15 protein-coding genes are annotated in these 16,766 nt (G+C 60.8%); 2 read left to right on the top strand and 13 right to left on the bottom strand.

All coding sequences use genetic code 11. The features are described from left to right. Positions 1–42 precede the first annotated feature (42 nt). The 8 genes from QYH43_RS07955 to QYH43_RS07920 all read right to left on the bottom strand — a co-directional run bounded on the left by QYH43_RS07955 (position 43) and on the right by QYH43_RS07920 (position 9,598). The gene (locus tag QYH43_RS07955; RefSeq protein WP_301156822.1) at positions 43–465 is read right to left on the bottom strand and encodes a hypothetical protein; all 423 of its coding nucleotides are present in this window, start codon (positions 463–465) and stop codon (positions 43–45) included. 88 nt (positions 466–553) lie between these two features. Further along, entirely contained in the window at positions 554–1,117 is a 564-nt protein-coding gene (locus QYH43_RS07950) for a phosphonate degradation HD-domain oxygenase (RefSeq protein WP_301156820.1), read from the bottom strand. Then, the gene (locus QYH43_RS07945) at positions 1,117–2,250 is read right to left on the bottom strand and encodes a TIGR03364 family FAD-dependent oxidoreductase (protein WP_301156818.1); all 1,134 of its coding nucleotides are present in this window, start codon (positions 2,248–2,250) and stop codon (positions 1,117–1,119) included. The genes QYH43_RS07950 and QYH43_RS07945 overlap by 1 nt, the downstream gene beginning before the upstream one ends. Before the next feature lie 112 nt (positions 2,251–2,362). Then, positions 2,363–3,391, bottom strand: coding sequence for a putative 2-aminoethylphosphonate ABC transporter substrate-binding protein (locus QYH43_RS07940; RefSeq protein WP_095057360.1), 1,029 nt, complete (start codon positions 3,389–3,391; stop codon positions 2,363–2,365). A gap of 39 nt (positions 3,392–3,430) precedes the next feature. Then, positions 3,431–5,155 (bottom strand): putative 2-aminoethylphosphonate ABC transporter permease subunit, encoded by a 1,725-nt coding sequence (locus QYH43_RS07935; protein WP_301156815.1) that lies wholly within the window; start codon positions 5,153–5,155, stop codon positions 3,431–3,433. Continuing rightward, positions 5,155–6,231, bottom strand: a complete 1,077-nt coding sequence (locus QYH43_RS07930) for a putative 2-aminoethylphosphonate ABC transporter ATP-binding protein (protein ID WP_095057358.1) — start codon at positions 6,229–6,231, stop codon at positions 5,155–5,157. The genes QYH43_RS07935 and QYH43_RS07930 overlap by 1 nt, the downstream gene beginning before the upstream one ends. A gap of 225 nt (positions 6,232–6,456) precedes the next feature. After that, positions 6,457–7,320 (bottom strand): LysR family transcriptional regulator, encoded by an 864-nt coding sequence (locus QYH43_RS07925; protein WP_301156813.1) that lies wholly within the window; start codon positions 7,318–7,320, stop codon positions 6,457–6,459. Between the two features lie 16 nt (positions 7,321–7,336). Further along, a complete protein-coding gene (locus tag QYH43_RS07920; protein WP_301156811.1) occupies positions 7,337–9,598 on the bottom strand; it encodes a heavy metal translocating P-type ATPase in 2,262 nt (753 codons plus the stop codon). 84 nt (positions 9,599–9,682) lie between these two features. On the opposite strand from QYH43_RS07920, the gene cadR reads away from it, so the two are divergent. Further along, a complete protein-coding gene (gene cadR, locus QYH43_RS07915) occupies positions 9,683–10,132 on the top strand; it encodes a Cd(II)/Pb(II)-responsive transcriptional regulator (protein WP_095057355.1) in 450 nt (149 codons plus the stop codon). Positions 10,133–10,246: 114 nt separating this feature from the next. On the opposite strand, the gene QYH43_RS07910 is transcribed toward cadR, so the two are convergent. The 3 genes from QYH43_RS07910 to QYH43_RS07900 form a co-directional block, all read right to left on the bottom strand. Further along, the gene (locus tag QYH43_RS07910) at positions 10,247–11,218 is read right to left on the bottom strand and encodes a thymidylate synthase (protein WP_095057354.1); all 972 of its coding nucleotides are present in this window, start codon (positions 11,216–11,218) and stop codon (positions 10,247–10,249) included. A gap of 49 nt (positions 11,219–11,267) precedes the next feature. Further along, positions 11,268–12,074, bottom strand: a complete 807-nt coding sequence (gene lgt / locus QYH43_RS07905; protein ID WP_095057353.1) for a prolipoprotein diacylglyceryl transferase — start codon at positions 12,072–12,074, stop codon at positions 11,268–11,270. 83 nt (positions 12,075–12,157) lie between these two features. Then, complete coding sequence (locus tag QYH43_RS07900; RefSeq protein ID WP_095057352.1) at positions 12,158–12,940, bottom strand: sulfite exporter TauE/SafE family protein; 783 nt, start codon at positions 12,938–12,940, stop codon at positions 12,158–12,160. A 131-nt stretch (positions 12,941–13,071) separates the two neighbouring features. Between QYH43_RS07900 and QYH43_RS07895 the strand changes: the two genes are divergently transcribed. After that, positions 13,072–13,818 carry an NRDE family protein gene (locus QYH43_RS07895; RefSeq protein ID WP_301156807.1) on the top strand — a complete coding sequence of 249 codons (747 nt, stop codon included), beginning with the start codon at positions 13,072–13,074 and terminating at the stop codon, positions 13,816–13,818. Positions 13,819–13,944: 126 nt separating this feature from the next. Here the strand turns inward: QYH43_RS07895 and ptsP are convergent, their stop codons facing one another. Together ptsP and QYH43_RS07885 are read right to left on the bottom strand one after the other, a co-directional pair. After that, positions 13,945–16,224 (bottom strand): phosphoenolpyruvate--protein phosphotransferase, encoded by a 2,280-nt coding sequence (gene ptsP, locus QYH43_RS07890; RefSeq protein WP_095057350.1) that lies wholly within the window; start codon positions 16,222–16,224, stop codon positions 13,945–13,947. Positions 16,225–16,246: 22 nt separating this feature from the next. After that, positions 16,247–16,726: an RNA pyrophosphohydrolase gene (locus tag QYH43_RS07885; protein WP_053163553.1), complete on the bottom strand. Its 480-nt coding sequence runs from the start codon at positions 16,724–16,726 to the stop codon at positions 16,247–16,249. Between the last annotated feature and the right edge of the window lie 40 nt (positions 16,727–16,766).

Genomic DNA, 16,766 nt, shown 5'->3' with positions numbered 1-16,766 from the left:
GTTGTTCTCAGGATCTGAATACGACAGCGATCCAAGTGAACACTACCAGCCGAGCTTCAAGAACGCCCGCACCAACGCCCTGACCCGGTTCCGGTCCGTGCGATTGGCGTGCCCGTCGTTATCCACATCGCTGCTCAGAATCACCTCGAATGCACCATCGTTATCGAGGTCATGGGCCGCGGCTTTGTAAATGATCGTCGGACCCTCGTGAAAATGCAGCCGCACCGATTCCGGTGTGCCGTCAGCGGAAGGGTTCAGCGAAAAAATCCGCAGGTGTCGCTCCTCACGATCACCGGCGTTGAACCAGGCGCACTTCAGGTAAGTGGTGCCCAACGTCGTGAGTTGCTGCCGTTCAAGCATTGTCGCCTCGCGCAACAACTGCTCGCCTTCATAAAACCGGAAATACAGGCTGTCCGGCTGACCCGAATCGCGGGGGTCCTGTGCAATGACTTTTAGATATCGCATCCTTGCGTTCCTTGTCTAAAAGCTCAGCCTGAACGTTGTCGACCGTGGGTTCCATGCCTGCATTCTCTATCGCCCGTCAGACAAGTCATCACGCGTTGCGGGACAACAACTCGACAGCCTTGCCTTTCAAGAGACCGAGATCAATCACCGGCACGTGCATTTCCTTGGCCAGTTCATCCCATTGGCGCATGCGCAGACTCACGGCACACAGCGGGTCCTGCGCGAACGCCTCAGCCTCGGCTTGCGTCATGACGCCACCCTGATACTCCAGCGTCCGGCGACTGGCTTCGCTCAAGCGCTCGTAGTACCCCGGCTCTTTCAGCGTCAGATAACGCTTGGCCTGAACGTGGTATTCGACCAACCGCGCCATTCGTTCGCTGAAACCTGCACGGCGCAAGTAATCCGCGCCCAAGCGCTCATGACTGACCACACCGAAGCCACCCATGCTCTCGGCACTCTCGGCGCAGATGTGCCCGATGTCATGGAAAAACGCCGCCAGCACCACTTCATCATCAAAGCCTTCGGCCATGGCCAGCTCAGCGGCCTGAGACATGTGCTCGATCTGCGACACCGGCTCGCCGATGTAATCGCTGTCACCAAAACGCTCGTACAGAGCGAATACTTCAGCGACGACTTGTTCATTGCGTTCCATCAGATTTCCCCCAATACAGCTGCGACGTTTCGTTCGGCCATCGCCGGCCCGACACTCATGCCGACACCGGAGTGCATCAATGCCACGCTCAGACCCTTTGCCGGACGCAAGAACGAAAACGGTCCCGGCCCCCGTGAACCATAGACACCCTGCCAGCGTTCGACCACTTGCACCTTGCAGCCCAGAGTCTGCTCGGCCAGCTCGATCATCCAGTCGTCGACCTGCTCGGCATTGAAGGGTGACGGATCGCGGCCGTAATGGTGCGAATCGCCGATGATCAACTCGCCATGGGGTGTCGGGCTGATCAATAGGTGAATGCCGTTTTCATGCAGGTGCGGCGCGGCGCGCAGAATTTCGGCCTGCACCGCAGCGGCTTCCGGCAAATCCGCGAAGGCGCCGTAATGCACGCAGCTCAAACCGGTGAGCAACGCGTGTTGCAGGTTCAGATTGATCTGCGGGCGGGCTCGCAGCATTTGCAGGCGGCAGATTTGCGGGTCGAGTTCGGCGATCTGCTCGGCCAGCAAGGTTTGATAATCATGGCCGGAGCAGACGATGATTTGCTCGGCACTGAAGCTGCCAGCTGTGCTATGTAAACGGCCCGGTTCGATGTCGCGGACCAGGGTGGAGAAGTGAAACTCGACGCCCAGGTCGCGACGCAGAAAGTCGATCAGCGCCGGAATCGCTTCGCGCGAATACAGCTGTTGGTCGTCCATGCCATGCAAAGCAGCGCGATGATGGCGGAACTGACCACCGTACAAATCGCGCAGTGCAGCGCCGCGCAGCAGGTCGACGCGGTAACCGTGTTCGACGGCGCGGCCTTCGCAGAAGGCTTCCAACAGGTGTTCTTCGGCCTCGGTGCGGGCGAACAGGTACGAGCCGTTGCGCTTGAGTTGCAGGCCTGCGAGTTGCGCCCAATCGCCCCAGATTCCGCGACTGACGCGGGCCAGTTCCAGCATCGGGCCCGGCGGTTGGCCGGTGACCAGTGCCTGGCCGAAGTTGCGCACCGACGCACCGAGGGGCGTTTCGCTGCGTTCAAAAACCCTGACCTTCAGACCGCGTTTGGCGGCGGCATACGCATGGGACAAACCCAGGATGCCGGCGCCGACGATCAGCATGTCGTTGTGATGTGTCATCTAGAGGTGTCCTGAATTCAAGGCCGCTATCGCTGCCAGTTCCTACAAGTGCGACGCGAACCCTGTAGGAGCTGGCTTGCCAGCGATGAGGCCCTGTCAGCCGATGAAGTACTTACTTGGCCGCCACTTTCTCGGACTTGCCGTCATAGCGCTTGCGCCATTCGGTCAGGATCGCGTCGCGGTTCTTCGACGCCCAGGCGAAGTCGTTCTTGATCAGGCGCTGCTCGTAGTCGGCCGGCAGTTCGGTCTGCGGCTTGGCGATGCCAGGCTGCGCGAGCACGGCGAAGTTTTCTTTGTAGAGTTCCATCGCCTCGGGGCTGGCAGAGAAGTCAGCCAGTTTCTTGGCGGCTTCTTCGTGAGCAGTGCCCTTGATCACGGCAGTCGCTTCGATCTCCCAACCCAGGCCTTCCTTCGGCAGGATGATGTCCAGCGGCGCGCCCTGGCGTTTCAATTGAACGGCCGGGTATTCGAAAGAAATACCGATCGGGAATTCACCCGCCGCCGCCAGTTTGCAAGGCTTGGAACCGGAGTGAACGTACTGGCCGATGTTCTGGTGCAGACCGTCCATGTAGGCCCAGCCCTGCTTCTCGCCAAAGGTTTGCAGCCAGGCGCTGACGTCGAGGAAACCGGTGCCGGACGAGGCCGGGTTGGGCATGACGATCTTGCCCTTGTACTCAGGCTTGGTCAGGTCCTGCCAGCTCACGGGTTTGGTCAGGCCCTGCTTCTCGGCTTCGACGGTATTGAAGCAAATGGTCGCGGCCCAGACGTCCATACCGACCCAGGCTGGCGGGTTGGCGGCGTCGCGGTAGTTCGCGCCGATCTTGCCCAGATCCTTTGGCGCGTAGCTTTGCAACATGCCTTGCTGATCGAGAATCGCCAGGCTGGAAGCGGCCAGGCCCCACACAGCATCGGCCTGCGGACGGGCTTTTTCGGCCAGCAGCTTGGCGGTGATGATGCCGGTGGAATCACGTACCCATTTGATTTCGACGTCCGGGTTGGCCTTCTCGAACGCTTCTTTATAGGTCTTCAGTTGTTCGGCTTCGAGGGCGGTGTACACCGTCAACTCGGTTTTCGCCGCAAAGGCGTTCAGGCTGAAAGCGGTGAGGACAGCAGCGGCCAGGGCGGCCATAGGCTTGAACATAATCTTTTCCTGTTTTTTGAGTTGAGGGGTTGTACAGATTCAATGACCGGGCACGGTCTGCCGCCAGGCCTGGGAGCGGCGCAGCAAGCCGCGCGAGGCCCAGGCCAGCAGCAGGGACACGCCCGCCGAGGTAATCAGGATCAGGGTCGACATCGCTGCCGCGCCGCCGACGTTGCCGGCGTCGTCCATGTTCAGCACCGCCACCGCCGCGAGGATGGTGTCGGGGCTGTAGAGGAAGATTGCCGCCGACACGGTGGTCATGGCCGAGACGAACAGGTAGCGCACGATATCCAGCAGCGCCGGCAGGCAGATCGGCACAGTGACGCGCAGGTAATGGCGGTACAGCGGCGCCTTGAGCGACAGCGCGGCGGCCTCGAACTCGGCGTCGAGTTGGCGCAGCGCGGTGGTCGCGGTCATTTGCGCAGTGGTCAAATAGTGAGCAATGGTGCAGACGATCAGCAGGGTCATGGTCCCGTACAACACATGCAACGGGTTGCCGGTGAGGTTGAAGAAGAAGACGTAACCCAAGCCCAGCACCAGACCCGGCACCGCCATCGGTACGAAGCTGAGCATGCGCAGTGCCAGATTCAAGCCCTGCTGGCCCTTGGTTTTCTCCATCAGGTACGCGCCGGTAAAGATCAGCACGCTGCCAATCAACGCAGTGCCCAAGGCCATCTTCAAACTGTTGCCGTAGGCCAGCCAGCCACCGCCGGCGGTTTCGTTGAACTGGTAATGACTGAGCGACAGCGACAGGTTGTACGGCCAGAACTTCACCAGCGACGAGAACACCGCCATGCCGAACACCAGCAGCAACGCCGCGCAGATCAGCAGGACAATTGCCAGATAGCAGCCGTCGCGCAGTTTCGATGGCGCGGGTTTGAAGACCTGCGCCCGGCCGCTCATGGCGTCGCCGTGACGCCGACGCAACCACGCATCGACGCCGAAGCTGAACAGCGCCGGCAGCAACAAGACCATGCCGATCAATGCGCCGCGACCGAACTGCTGCTGGCCGACCACTGCTTTGTAAGCTTCCAGCGCCAGCACTTGATAGTCGCCGCCGACGACCACGGGCACGCCGAAATCGGTGATGGTCAGGGTGAACACCAGACAGAACGCAGCGAATACGGCCTGGCGTGTCGCCGGCCAGGTGATGCTGCGGAAGGCTTTTGCAGGACTCGCACCCATGCTGGACGCGGCGTCGAATAGTCGCGCATCGGCCAGGGACAGGGCCGACAGCAGAATCATCAACGCGTGTGGGAAGGTGTAGATGACTTCGCCGAGCACAATGCCCCAGAAGCCGTAGATGTTGTCCGAGAGCAGGCCACGCAACATGCCCTGGTTGCCGAACAGATAAACCAGGGCAATCCCCGGCAGCATCGACGGCGCCATCAAAGGCAGCAGCGAGATGCCACGCCAGATGCCTTTGGCCGGAATCAACGTGCGTTGCAGGGCGTAGGCAAACAGGTAGGCCAACGGTACGACGATGGCCGCGACGCTGAGGGAAACCTTCAGGCTGTTACCGAGCAGCCAGTGGAAGTTTTCACTGGTGACCAGTTCTTTGGCTGCAACCCAACCACCGCCCTGCCCGGCGTCGGCACTGAAACCCCTCCAGAAGATCGCCAGCAACGGCATCAACACGGCGATGCCAAGCAACACCAGCAGAAGGACTTTGCCGCCGACCACGAATACGCGGTCGCCGATCTCGGCTCGGGAGATCTGCCGAACCTGCTTGTGCGGTATCGGCAGCGCAATGTTCGCGCTCATCAGGCAAACACCTGCAGACTGCGCGGAGGCAAGGCGACCATGATCTGCTGGGCGCCCAGGCGCGGCATGGCTTCCGGCGCCAGTTCAGCCAGCAAGGCGTGGCCCGGCAAATGATCGAGTTCAAAGCTCATGCGGCAGCGGTTGCCGAGGAAGGTGATCTCGCGAACTTTGGCCGGGAACAGGTTTTCTTCGTGAACCAACGGGTTGACGTTGATCGTTTCCGGACGGCAGAACAACCGACCCGACGCGGTCTTGGCGCTACCATCGGCCAGGCGCATGTTCATCCCGCCGACCTGGGCGTGGCTGTCGCTGCTGCGCTGGAAAGGCAGCCAGTTACCCTGGCCGACGAACTCCGCCACGAACGGCGTGGCCGGGCGGTTGTAGATTTCCTGAGGTGTGGCGTACTGCTCGACCTTGCCGTTGTTCATCACGGCGATGCGGTCGGCCATCAGCATGGCTTCGTCCTGGTTGTGAGTGACCATCAGCGTGGTGACGCCGAGGTTGCGCTGTAGCTGGCGCAGCTCGGTGCACAGATGCTCGCGCACGCGGGCATCGAGGGCCGACATCGGTTCGTCCAACAGCAACAGCGACGGTGACGGCGCCAGGGCGCGAGCCAGCGCAACCCGTTGCTGCTGACCGCCGGACAATTGGCCAGGGTACTTTTTCTCACTGCCGCTGAGGCCAACCAGTTCCAGCATCTGACCGACACGACGACGCACTTCGTCGCGGCTGCTGCCGGCGAGGCCGTAAGCGATGTTCGCTTCGACCGTCAGATTGGGGAACAGCGCGTAGGACTGAAACAGAATGCCGTAGTCCCGGGCCTGGGGCGCGAGGTGGGAAACATCGCGGTCACCGAGGTACAACTCGCCGCTGTCCTGTTTTTCCAGACCGGCAATGCAGCGCAGCAAGGTGGTTTTGCCGCAACCCGACGGGCCCAGCAGACATACCAATTCGCCAGCCGCGACATCAAGGGAAACGTTATCCAGTGCCGTGAAAGCGCCAAAGCGCTTCTGTACGCCGCGCACTTTCATCGGTGCGCCGGGGTTGGTCAGGGCTGTTGCGATCGAGCTGTTCATGGACGGACCTCATCTAGCAGATGGTGGCCATCCTAGAGTTGTAATGAGTCCGTCATATGGCAGTAAGGCAAAAACTGCCGATAGTGGTATTCGAGGATTTTGGTTGGAGAAAACGGCAATGAGGAGTCTGTGGCGAGGGAGCTTGCTCCCGTTGGACTGCGCAGCAGTCCTATTTTAGGGGCCGCTTCGCAGCCCAACGGGAGCAAGCTCCCTCGCCACAAAGATTCAGGCCGGGGCCATTTCCTGTGCCAACCCCAGAAACGCCGCCGGCAGCCGCGCGTTTTTGCGCTCCTTGAGGCAGTACAGGTATTCGGGGATTTGCGGCGCATGCTCGATGGTCAGCACCCGCAAGTGCGGATCATGGGGCACTTCCTGCCGGGCAATGATGCTGATGCCAATGTTGCGCAGCACCGCTTCGCGAATCGATTCGCGGCTGCCAATCTCCAGCAACGGGCCGAACGTCACTCCCGCGCTGGCCAGCAACTCTTCGGTCAAACGACGGGTAGTCGAGCCCGACTCACGCATCAGCAAGGTATGCCCGGCCAGCGCACTGAGCGGAACGTGTTCGTGAACCGCCAGCGGGTGATTGCGATGCACGGCCAATACCAGCGGATCGCTGCCGAGTACCCGGCGAATCAACCGCGCATCCTCCAGCAACTGCGAAGAGGCGGCGACATCCACCCGGTAATCCTCCAGCGCTTCGAGCACTTGCTGGGAGTTGCCGATTTCCACCGACACCTCCACTTGCGGCAAGCGCTCGCGAAAGGTTTTCACCAGGTCGAGGATGTAATACGGCGCCGTGGCGGCGATGCGCAACGTGCCTTGCACCTGGCCGCAGTTGCGCAGGAAAAACTCGATGTCGGCCTCCTGCTGTATCAACACCTTGACCATCGGCAGCAGCCGCGCGCCTTCCTCGCTGACACTGAGACGACGGCCGCCGCGATAAAACAGTTCGACCGAATACTGACTTTCCAGGTTGCGAATCTGCGTCGTCACGGTCGGTTGGCTCAGGCCGAGCTTTTTTGCAGCCTGGGTAATGCTGCCCAGGCGGGCAACCATGTAAAACGCCTTCAGCTCGGCACTCAGCACAACCGTCCCTCATCCGTTATTTACGCAACAGGCGCAAACCGTTGAACACCACCAACAGGCTCACGCCCATATCGGCAAACACCGCCATCCACATGGTAGCGAGCCCGGCGAAGGTTACCCCAAGAAAGATCGCTTTGATGACCAATGCCAGCGCAATGTTCTGTTTCAGGATGCTTGATGTTTGCCGGGACAAGCGGATGAACGATGGAATCTTGCGCAGATCGTCGTCCATCAGGGCGACATCGGCGGTTTCAATCGCGGTATCGGTGCCCGCTGCCGCCATCGCAAAACCGATCTCGGATCGCGCCAGTGCCGGGGCGTCGTTGATACCGTCCCCGACCATTCCGACGTGATGACCCTGTGCATAAAGGGATTCGATGGCCTGCAACTTGTCGCTCGGCAGCAAATCACCCCGGGCTTCATCGATGCCCACTTGCGCGGCAATCGCCTGGGCGGTGTGGACGTTATCGCCAGTGAGCATCAGGGTCTTGATGCCCAGATCATGTAACTGCTGGATCGCTTCGCGGCTGGACTCCTTGACCGTGTCGGCCACGGCAAACAGCGCCAGCGGACCAGATTGATCGAGCAGCAAGACCACCGACTTGCCCTGCTTTTCCAGGGCGAACAGCGTTTCTTCCAGGGCTGGCGAACACAGGCCCAGCTCCTCGACCAGTCGATGGTTACCCAAGTGATAGAGCTGACCATTGATCTCGCCGCGCACACCACGGCCACCCAGCGCTTCGAAGTTATCCACAACCAGCGCCGCAAACTGTTTATCCACAGCCGCATTGGCGATGGCCAGCGATACCGGGTGATCCGAACGCCCGGCCAGCGCCGCCGCAATCGCCGGGGCCATTTGGTCAGCGTTTGGGGCCAGTGACAGGTAATCGGTCTGCACCGGTTTGCCGTGGGTGATCGTGCCGGTCTTGTCCAGGGCCAGGTAATCGAGCTTGTAACCGCCCTCCAGATAGACGCCGCCCTTCACCAGAATACCTTTGCGTGCCGCTGCTGCCAGGCCGCTGACGATGGTCACTGGCGTGGAAATCACCAGTGCACATGGGCAGGCCACCACCAGCAACACCAGCGCCCGGTAGATCCAGTCGAACCACAGCGCGCCCATGAACAACGGAGGAATGATCGCCACCGCCAAGGCCAGGACAAACACTACCGGTGTGTAGATTTTCGAGAAGCTGTCGACGAAACGTTGTGTCGGCGCCCGCGCGCCCTGGGCCTGTTCCACGGCGTGGATGATGCGTGCCAGCGTCGAATTGTCGGCGGCGGCAGTCACCGCGAATTCAAGCGAACCCGCCTGATTGATGGTGCCGGCAAACACTTTGTCACCGACGGTTTTTTCCACCGGCAGGCTTTCACCGGTGATCGGCGCCTGATCAATGGTCGAATTGCCGGACAGCACTTCCCCGTCCAGACCAATGCGCTCGCCGGGGCGGACCCGCACCCGGGCGCCGAGCGCGATGGTTTTGACGTCCTGTTCTGCCCAGCTGCCATCGGCCTGCAACACGGTCGCCTGTTCGGGCGTCATCTGCATCAAGCCACTGATGGCGTTGCGAGCACGGTCCAGGGACTTGGCTTCGATCAACTCGGCGACGGTGAACAGGAACATCACCATCGCCGCTTCCGGCCATTGGCCGATGAAAATGGCCCCCGTGACGGCGATGCTCATCAGTGCATTAATGTTCAAATTGCGGTTCTTGAGCGCGATCCAGCCCTTTTTATAGGTGCCGAGGCCACCACTCAAAATCGATACCAGCGCTACAATCGCCACCACCCAGTTCGGCACGGCACCCGTAAAGTGCAGAACTTCCGCCAGCAGTGCCCCGACACCGGACAGCGCCAATGGCCACCAAGGCTTTTTAACCGGTGCCGGTGCGGGCGTTTCAACGCCTTGTTCGAGGGGTTCGGCGTGCATGCCGAGGGACTTGATCGCCTCGACAATCGGCTCGGTGCCGGGCAAGTCGTGGGTCACGCCCAGCACGCGATTAATCAGATTGAACTCCAGCTGGTGCACACCAGTCAGTTTGCTTAGCTTGTTCTGAATCAGCGTCTGTTCGGTCGGGCAGTCCATTGCTTCGATGCGGAAATTGCTCAGACGGGATCCGGCAGTCGGCGCTTCGCTCAGCGTGACTGACACAGGTGCCGCCGCACTGGAGGAACAGCAGGCGTCGCCATGTCCGGTATGACCGTGCTTTTGCACAGGTTTGAGGGTGTGGCTGTGTTCGTGCTCAGCCCCGGGTTTGTGGGAATGCAGGGAATCGCTCATTGGGTTCGTCCATAAGAGTGCCTGTTGCCTAGTTAAGACCCTGTAGCCACTATAGGGTCAAGCCCCGATTTGGAGATTGCCGTCATGAAGATTGGAGAACTGGCGAAGCTCACGGACTGCGCCGTAGAGACGATCCGTTATTACGAGCGCGAAAGCCTGTTGCCAGAGCCTGCCCGCAGCGATGGAAATTACCGCGTTTATACCCAGGCCCACGCCGAACGCCTGACCTTTATCCGCAACTGCCGCACCCTCGACATGACGCTCGAAGAGATCCGCAGCCTGCTGGCGTTCCGCGACAGCCCGCAGGACCAGTGCGAAAGCGTGAATGCGCTGATCGATGAACACATTCACCATGTGAAGGCGCGAATCGACGGTTTGCTGGCCTTGCAGACGCAACTGCTCGACCTGCGCCGTCGTTGCGGCGAAGGGCCGGATGCCGATCAATGCGGGATTTTGCAGCGCTTGGAAGTCAGTGGCGGGGTTGTGGCGACAGAGGTGGAGCATTCCCATGTAGGCCGCAGTCACGGCCACTAAGAACACCGCACCCCCCTGTAGGAGCTGCCGGAGGCTGCGATCTTTTGATTTTGAAAAGCAAGATCAAAAGATCGCAGCCTCCGGCAGCGCCTACATTTGGATGGCGGTACGGCTTCAGACCGCCATCGGCGCCGTCATCGGCGCGTGGTGTTCGTAACCTTCCAGCGAGAAATCGCTCGGCTCCACCCGCTCCAGCCATTCCGGCTGATAAACACCCGTCTTGGCAAACTCCGGCACGCGGTCGGAAATCACCAGTTTCGGCATCGGGAACGGCTCACGCTTAAGCTGTTCGTTGAGCATGTCCAGGTGGTTTTCGTAGACGTGGGCATCACCGATGAAATAGGTGAACCAGCGCGGCGTGTAACCGGTCAGGCGTCCGATCAGGCTCAGCAGCGCGGCGCCTTCGGTGAGGTTGAACGGCGTGCCCAGGCCCAGGTCGTTGGAACGGATGTAGAGGGTCAGGGAAATCTCTTTGGTCTCGACGTTCGGGTGGAACTGGTACAGCAGATGGCACGGCGGCAGGGCCATTTCATCGAGTTGCGCGCAGTTCCAGCCGTGGAACAGGATGCGGCGGCTGCCCGGGTCCTTGATGATGGTGTCGATGCACTGGCGAACCTGGTCAATGGCTTTGTACAGCACCACGTAGGCCTGGCCGTTTTCTTCACCTTCGGCAATCTGGCGATAGCCCTGGCTCAGGGTCTGCTCGATGGCAGCCGGGTTGCTGACCGGGATCTGCTTGTACGCCGGCCACTTGCGCCATTGCACGCCGTAGATCTCGCCGAGGTCGTCTTCGCCCTGACGGAACGGGTTGGCCAGCCACTGGGCGTTTTCGTTGGCGTTCTGGTCCCAGACCTTGCAGCCCAACGCACGGAATTCGGCGGCGTTGTTCACCCCACGCAGGAATCCGCACATTTCGCCGACGGCCGACTTGAAGGCCATCTTGCGCGTGGTGATCGCCGGGAAACCTTCCTGCAAGTCATAACGCAGCATCGCGCCAGGAAAGCTGATGGTGTTCACGCCCGTGCGGTTGGCCTGTTTGGTGCCGTTCTTGATGACGTGGGCGACCAGTTCGAGATATTGCTTCATGAATTACCTGTGTCCTTGAACCCGCAACCATCGCTGCGGGGTTCGAATTTTATACCGCTGCCGCTGGAGTCGCCGGAGCGCGGTGATACGCCAGCCAGATCAGGAACAGCCCGCCGAGGATCATCGGCACGCACAGCACCTGGCCCATGGTCAGCCAGTTCCAGGCCAGATAGCCCAGTTGCGCATCCGGCACGCGGACGAATTCGACGATGAAACGGAAGATGCCATAGAACAGCGCGAACATCCCCGATACCGCCATGGTGGGTCGCGGCTTGCGCGAGAACAGCCACAGAATCAGGAACAGCGCCACGCCTTCGAGGGCGAATTGATACAGCTGCGACGGGTGACGCGCCAATTGCGCCGGATCGGTCGGAAAGACCATCGCCCACGGCACATCGGTTGCCTTGCCCCACAACTCGGCGTTGATGAAGTTGCCGATGCGCCCGGCACCCAGGCCAATCGGCACCATCGGCGCAACGAAATCCATCAGTTGGAAGAACGACTTGTTGTTCTTTTTACCGAACCACAACGCCGCCAGCATCACACCGATGAAACCGCCGTGGAACGACATGCCGCCCTTCCACACTTCGAAAATCAGCAGCGGGTTGGCGAGGTAGGCACTCAGGTCGTAGAACAGCACATAACCCAGACGTCCGCCGAGGATCACGCCCATCGACATCCAGAACACCATGTCGGAGAGTTTCTCCTTGGTCCAGGTCGGGTCGAAGCGGTTCAACCGGCGCGACGCCAGCAGCCAGGCGCCACCGATACCGACCAGATACATCAGACCGTACCAGTGGATTTTCAGCGGACCGATGGCCAGGGCCACCGGGTCGATCTGCGGGTAAGGCAGCATTGCGACTCCTCGTTAGAGTTCAAATCTCAAAATGTCCCAGGCGACGCTGTCACGCCAGGATTAAGCCAGGATTGCGCCGTCCGTCAGAGCAGGAAGCTCAGCCCGACGCAAAACAGCAAAGCGGCAAACAGCTTTTTCAGCAACTTTGGCGACAGATGGTGCGCCAGCCGCGCACCGAAGCGGGCGAAGACCATGCTGGTCAGAGCAATCCCCAGCAGCGCCGGTAAATAAATGAAACCGAGACTATGGGCCGGCAGCAATGGATCGTGCCAGCCCAGAATCATGAAACTTAATGCACTGGCCAAAGCGATCGGCAGACCACAGGCCGAAGACGTGGCCACCGCTTGCTGCATCGGCACGCTGCGCCAGGTCAGGAACGGCACGGTCAGCGAACCGCCGCCAATCCCGAAAATCGCCGAGGCCCAGCCAATCACACTGCCGGCCACGGTCAGACCGAGTTTACCCGGCACCGTTCGGCTGGCCTTGGGTTTGGCGTCCAGCGCCAGCTGCGCGGCAATCACCAGGGCAAACACACCGATGATTTTTTGCAGGTTCGGCCCAGAGATCGCTTCGGCGGTCAGGGCGCCGAAACCGGCACCGACCAGAATGCCGACCGTCATCCAGACAAAGATCGGCCAACGCACCGCGCCTCGACGGTGATGCTCACGCACGGCGTTGATCGAGGTGAAGATGATCGTCGCCAGGGAGGTACCGACCGCCAAATGGGTCAGGATCGACTGATCAAACCCCTGCAAGGTAAAACTGAACACCAGCACCGGGACGATGATGATCCCGCCGCCCACTCCGAACAGCCCGGCCAGCAAGCCTGCACAGGCACCCAGCGCCAGATAGAGCAGAAATTCCATTTTGCGTCCCCGCTGATCCCGAAACCGAGCGGCATGGTAACGGATGCATGGCCTCAAGCTCCACTGTGCAAGGCGATGGATCGATGAGCGATGTCTGCGTAGAGTGGGCAAAAAACACACTAGGACCCCCTATGTGCCTGATTGTTTTTGCCTGGCGACCGGGTCATGCCCAGCCGCTGGTAGTCGCGGCCAACCGCGATGAGTTCTATGCGCGCCCCAGCCTGCCGCTGGCACCTTGGCCCGAAGCGCCGCATGTGCACGCCGGACGCGACCTTGAAGCGGGCGGCACCTGGTTGGGTGTCGGCGCCAACGGTCGCTTTGCCGCGCTGACCAATATTCGCGATCCCCACCAACCACCCTCACGAAAGTCTCGAGGCGAGCTGGTGGCAGGATTTCTCAGTGGCGACCAATCCATCGACGACTATTTAGGCGACGTTGTCCGACGTTCGCTCGAATACGCCGGCTTTAACTTGCTGATCGGCAACAGTCATGAGCTTTGGCATTTCAATGCACGGGATTCAGAAGCGGTGATGCTGCAACCGGGGATCTATGGATTGTCGAACGCCGGGCTGGATACGCCATGGCCGAAACTGCTCAAGGCCAAGGCAGCCCTGAGCGAGGTGCTGCAAGATCCACAGCCCCAGGCGTTGTTGGCGTTATTGAGCGACGCACAAACGGCACCGTTTGCCGATCTTCCGGACACTGGCGTCGGCCTGGCGACCGAGACGTTGTTGTCGAGCGTGTTTATCGCCAGCCAGAGTTATGGAACACGGGCGAGTACGGCGTTGATTGTGCAGGCGGATGGGGAACGGCATATGGTCGAGCGGAGTTTCGGGCCGTATGGCGGGCATTTGGGGGAAGTGGAAATCCGCGTTTAGATTTTCAGCGGAATTGCGGACGCTATCGCCAGCAAGCCGGCTCCTACAGGTTTCGTGGCGTTCGCAAAATAAGCCAACGCATCAATTCTGTAGGAGCCGGCTTGCCGGCGATGGGCCATCAGCGTTTCAGAGGGCCTTGACCGCAGTCGGATTGATCATCCGCGCCAACCCGAGGTTCTTCAGCGCCAGTTGCAGCGAGCTGTGGATAACTTGCGGGTTGTCGATGGTCATCAGCTCGGCGAGTAATTCCTTGGCCTTGCTCAGGTTGATCTGACGCAGCATCCACTTCACCTTCGGCAGGTTAGTGGCGTTCATCGACAGACTGTCGAAGCCCATTGCCATCAACAGCACCGCGGCCGCCGGATCACCGGCCATCTCGCCGCAGATACTCACCGGTTTGCCTTCTGCATGGGCATCACGCACCACGTTCTGCAACGCCTGAAGCACTGCCGGGTGCAGGTAGTCGTAAAGGTCGGCCACCCGCGGGTTGTTGCGGTCCACGGCCAACAGGTACTGGGTCAGGTCGTTGGAGCCGACCGAGAGGAAGTCCACCTGCCGCGCCAGCTCCTTGGTCTGGTACACCGCTGCCGGAATCTCGATCATCACGCCAATCGGCGGCATCGGCACGTCGGTGCCTTCGTCGCGCACTTCACCCCAGGCCCGGTGTATCAGGTGCAAGGCTTCTTCGAGTTCATGAGTGCCAGAGATCATCGGCAGCAGAATGCGCAGGTTGTTCAAGCCTTCACTGGCCTTGAGCATGGCGCGGGTCTGTACCAGGAAGATTTCCGGGTGGTCAAGGGTGACGCGAATACCGCGCCAGCCGAGGAACGGGTTGTCTTCCTTGATCGGGAAGTACGACAGTGCCTTGTCACCGCCGATGTCCAGGCTGCGCATGGTCACCGGTTGCGGGTGAAACGCGGCGAGCTGCTCGCGGTAGATCGCCAGCTGTTCCTTTTCGCTCGGGAAGCGCTGGTTGATCATGAACGGCACTTCGGTGCGGTACAGGCCAACGCCTTCGGCACCACGCTTCTGCGCCCGCGCCACGTCCGCCAGCAGGCCGGTGTTGACCCACAACGGCATGCGGTGGCCATCGACCGTGACACACGGCAGATCGCGCAGCGCATCGAGACCCAGGGCCAGTTGTTTCTCTTCTTCCACCACCTCGGCGAACTGCTTGCGCAGCACGTCGCTGGGGTTGGTGTAGACCTCGCCGCGGTGACCGTCGACGATCATGCCGATGCCGTCGACCTTGGAATACGGCAGGTCGACCAGGCCCATCACCGTCGGAATACCCATGGCCCGGGCCAGGATCGCGACGTGGGAGTTACCCGAACCGAGTACCGACACCAGACCCACCAGCTTGTCTTCCGGTACCTCGCCGAGCATTGCCGGCGTCAGTTCCTCGCTGACCAGAATGGTGTTGTCGGGGTAGACCAGGGTTTGCTGGCGCTCTTCCTGCAGATAGGCGAGCAGACGGCGACCGAGGTCCTTCACGTCCGACGCACGCTCACGCAGGTAGGCGTCGTCCATCAATTCAAAACGGTTGACGTGATCGGTGACCACCTGGCGCAAGGCGCCCTGGGCCCATTGGCCGGTCTTGATCACGGTGGTGACTTCGCTGCCCAGTGCGGCATCGTCGAGCATCATCAGGTAGACGTCGAACAACGCACGCTCTTCCGGGCGCAACTGCGTGGCGAGCTTGGCCGACAACGTGCGCATGTCGGCGCGTACGCCTTCGATGGCGGTCTTGAACAGCCCGAGCTCGGCGTCGATGTCGGTGATGGTCTTGTCGGGCACCACGTCCAGATCGGCCGGTGGCAGCATGACCACCGCCGTACCGACCGCCGCACCCGGCGAACCCGGAACGCCGACGAACTTGGCTTCCTGGATGCCCTTGCCCTGACGGCCCAGGCCACGGATCGAGCCGGTGGCTTCAGCGTGGGCGATAACCCCGGCGAGCTGCGCGCTCATGGTCACGAGGAAGGCTTCTTCACCTTCATCGAACTGGCGGCGTTCTTTTTGCTGGATGACCAACACGCCGACGACGCGGCGGTGGTGAATGATCGGTGCTCCGAGGAACGAAGCGTAGCGTTCTTCCCCGGTTTCGGCGAAGTAGCGGTAGCGCGGGTGATCCGCCGCGTTTTCGAGGTTCAGGGGTTCTTCACGCGTGCCGACCAGGCCAACCAGACCTTCATTGGGGGCCATGCTGACCTTGCCGATCGAGCGCTTGTTCAAGCCCTCGGTGGCCATCAGCACGAACCGGTTGGTCTCGGGATCAAGCAGGTAGACCGAGCAGACCTGGCTGCCCATGGCCTCTTTGACGCGCAACACAATAATCCCCAACGCCGCCTTGAGATCCTTGGCGGAGTTAACTTCCTGGACGATCTTGCGCAGCGTATTGAGCATGGCTCGGGGTCGAACTCCGTCGTCAGTCGCGCGCTAAAAGGCGCGGGGCAAGCTCTTTGAGAGCGCGTCGATACACCTCGCGCTTGAATGTCACCACCTGGCCCAACGGATACCAATAACTGACCCAGCGCCAGCCATCGAACTCCGGTTTACCGGTCAAATCCATCCGCACCCGCTGCTCGTTCGAGACCAGGCGCAGGAGAAACCATTTCTGTTTCTGGCCGATGCACAGCGGTTGGCTGTGGGTACGTACCAGACGTTGCGGCAAACGATAGCGCAACCAGCCCCGGGTGCAGGCGAGAATTTCAACATCTTCGCGCTCAAGGCCCACTTCTTCGTTCAGCTCGCGGTACAAGGCGTCCTCCGGCGTCTCTTCAGGGTTGATTCCCCCCTGCGGAAACTGCCAGGCATCTTGATTGATACGGCGAGCCCATAGCACCTGGCCGGCGTCATTCGTCAGAATGATCCCGACATTGGGGCGAAAACCATCGGGGTCGATCACGGCAACAACCTCGCAAACGCATGTCGTCGCATTGTTCCAC

Origin of the sequence: Pseudomonas sp. C32, assembly GCF_030417915.1 — a bacterium.
GTDB lineage: Bacteria > Pseudomonadota > Gammaproteobacteria > Pseudomonadales > Pseudomonadaceae > Aquipseudomonas.
Note: the sequence above shows the minus strand (reverse complement) of the source record. Positions and strands in the feature narration are given on the sequence as shown.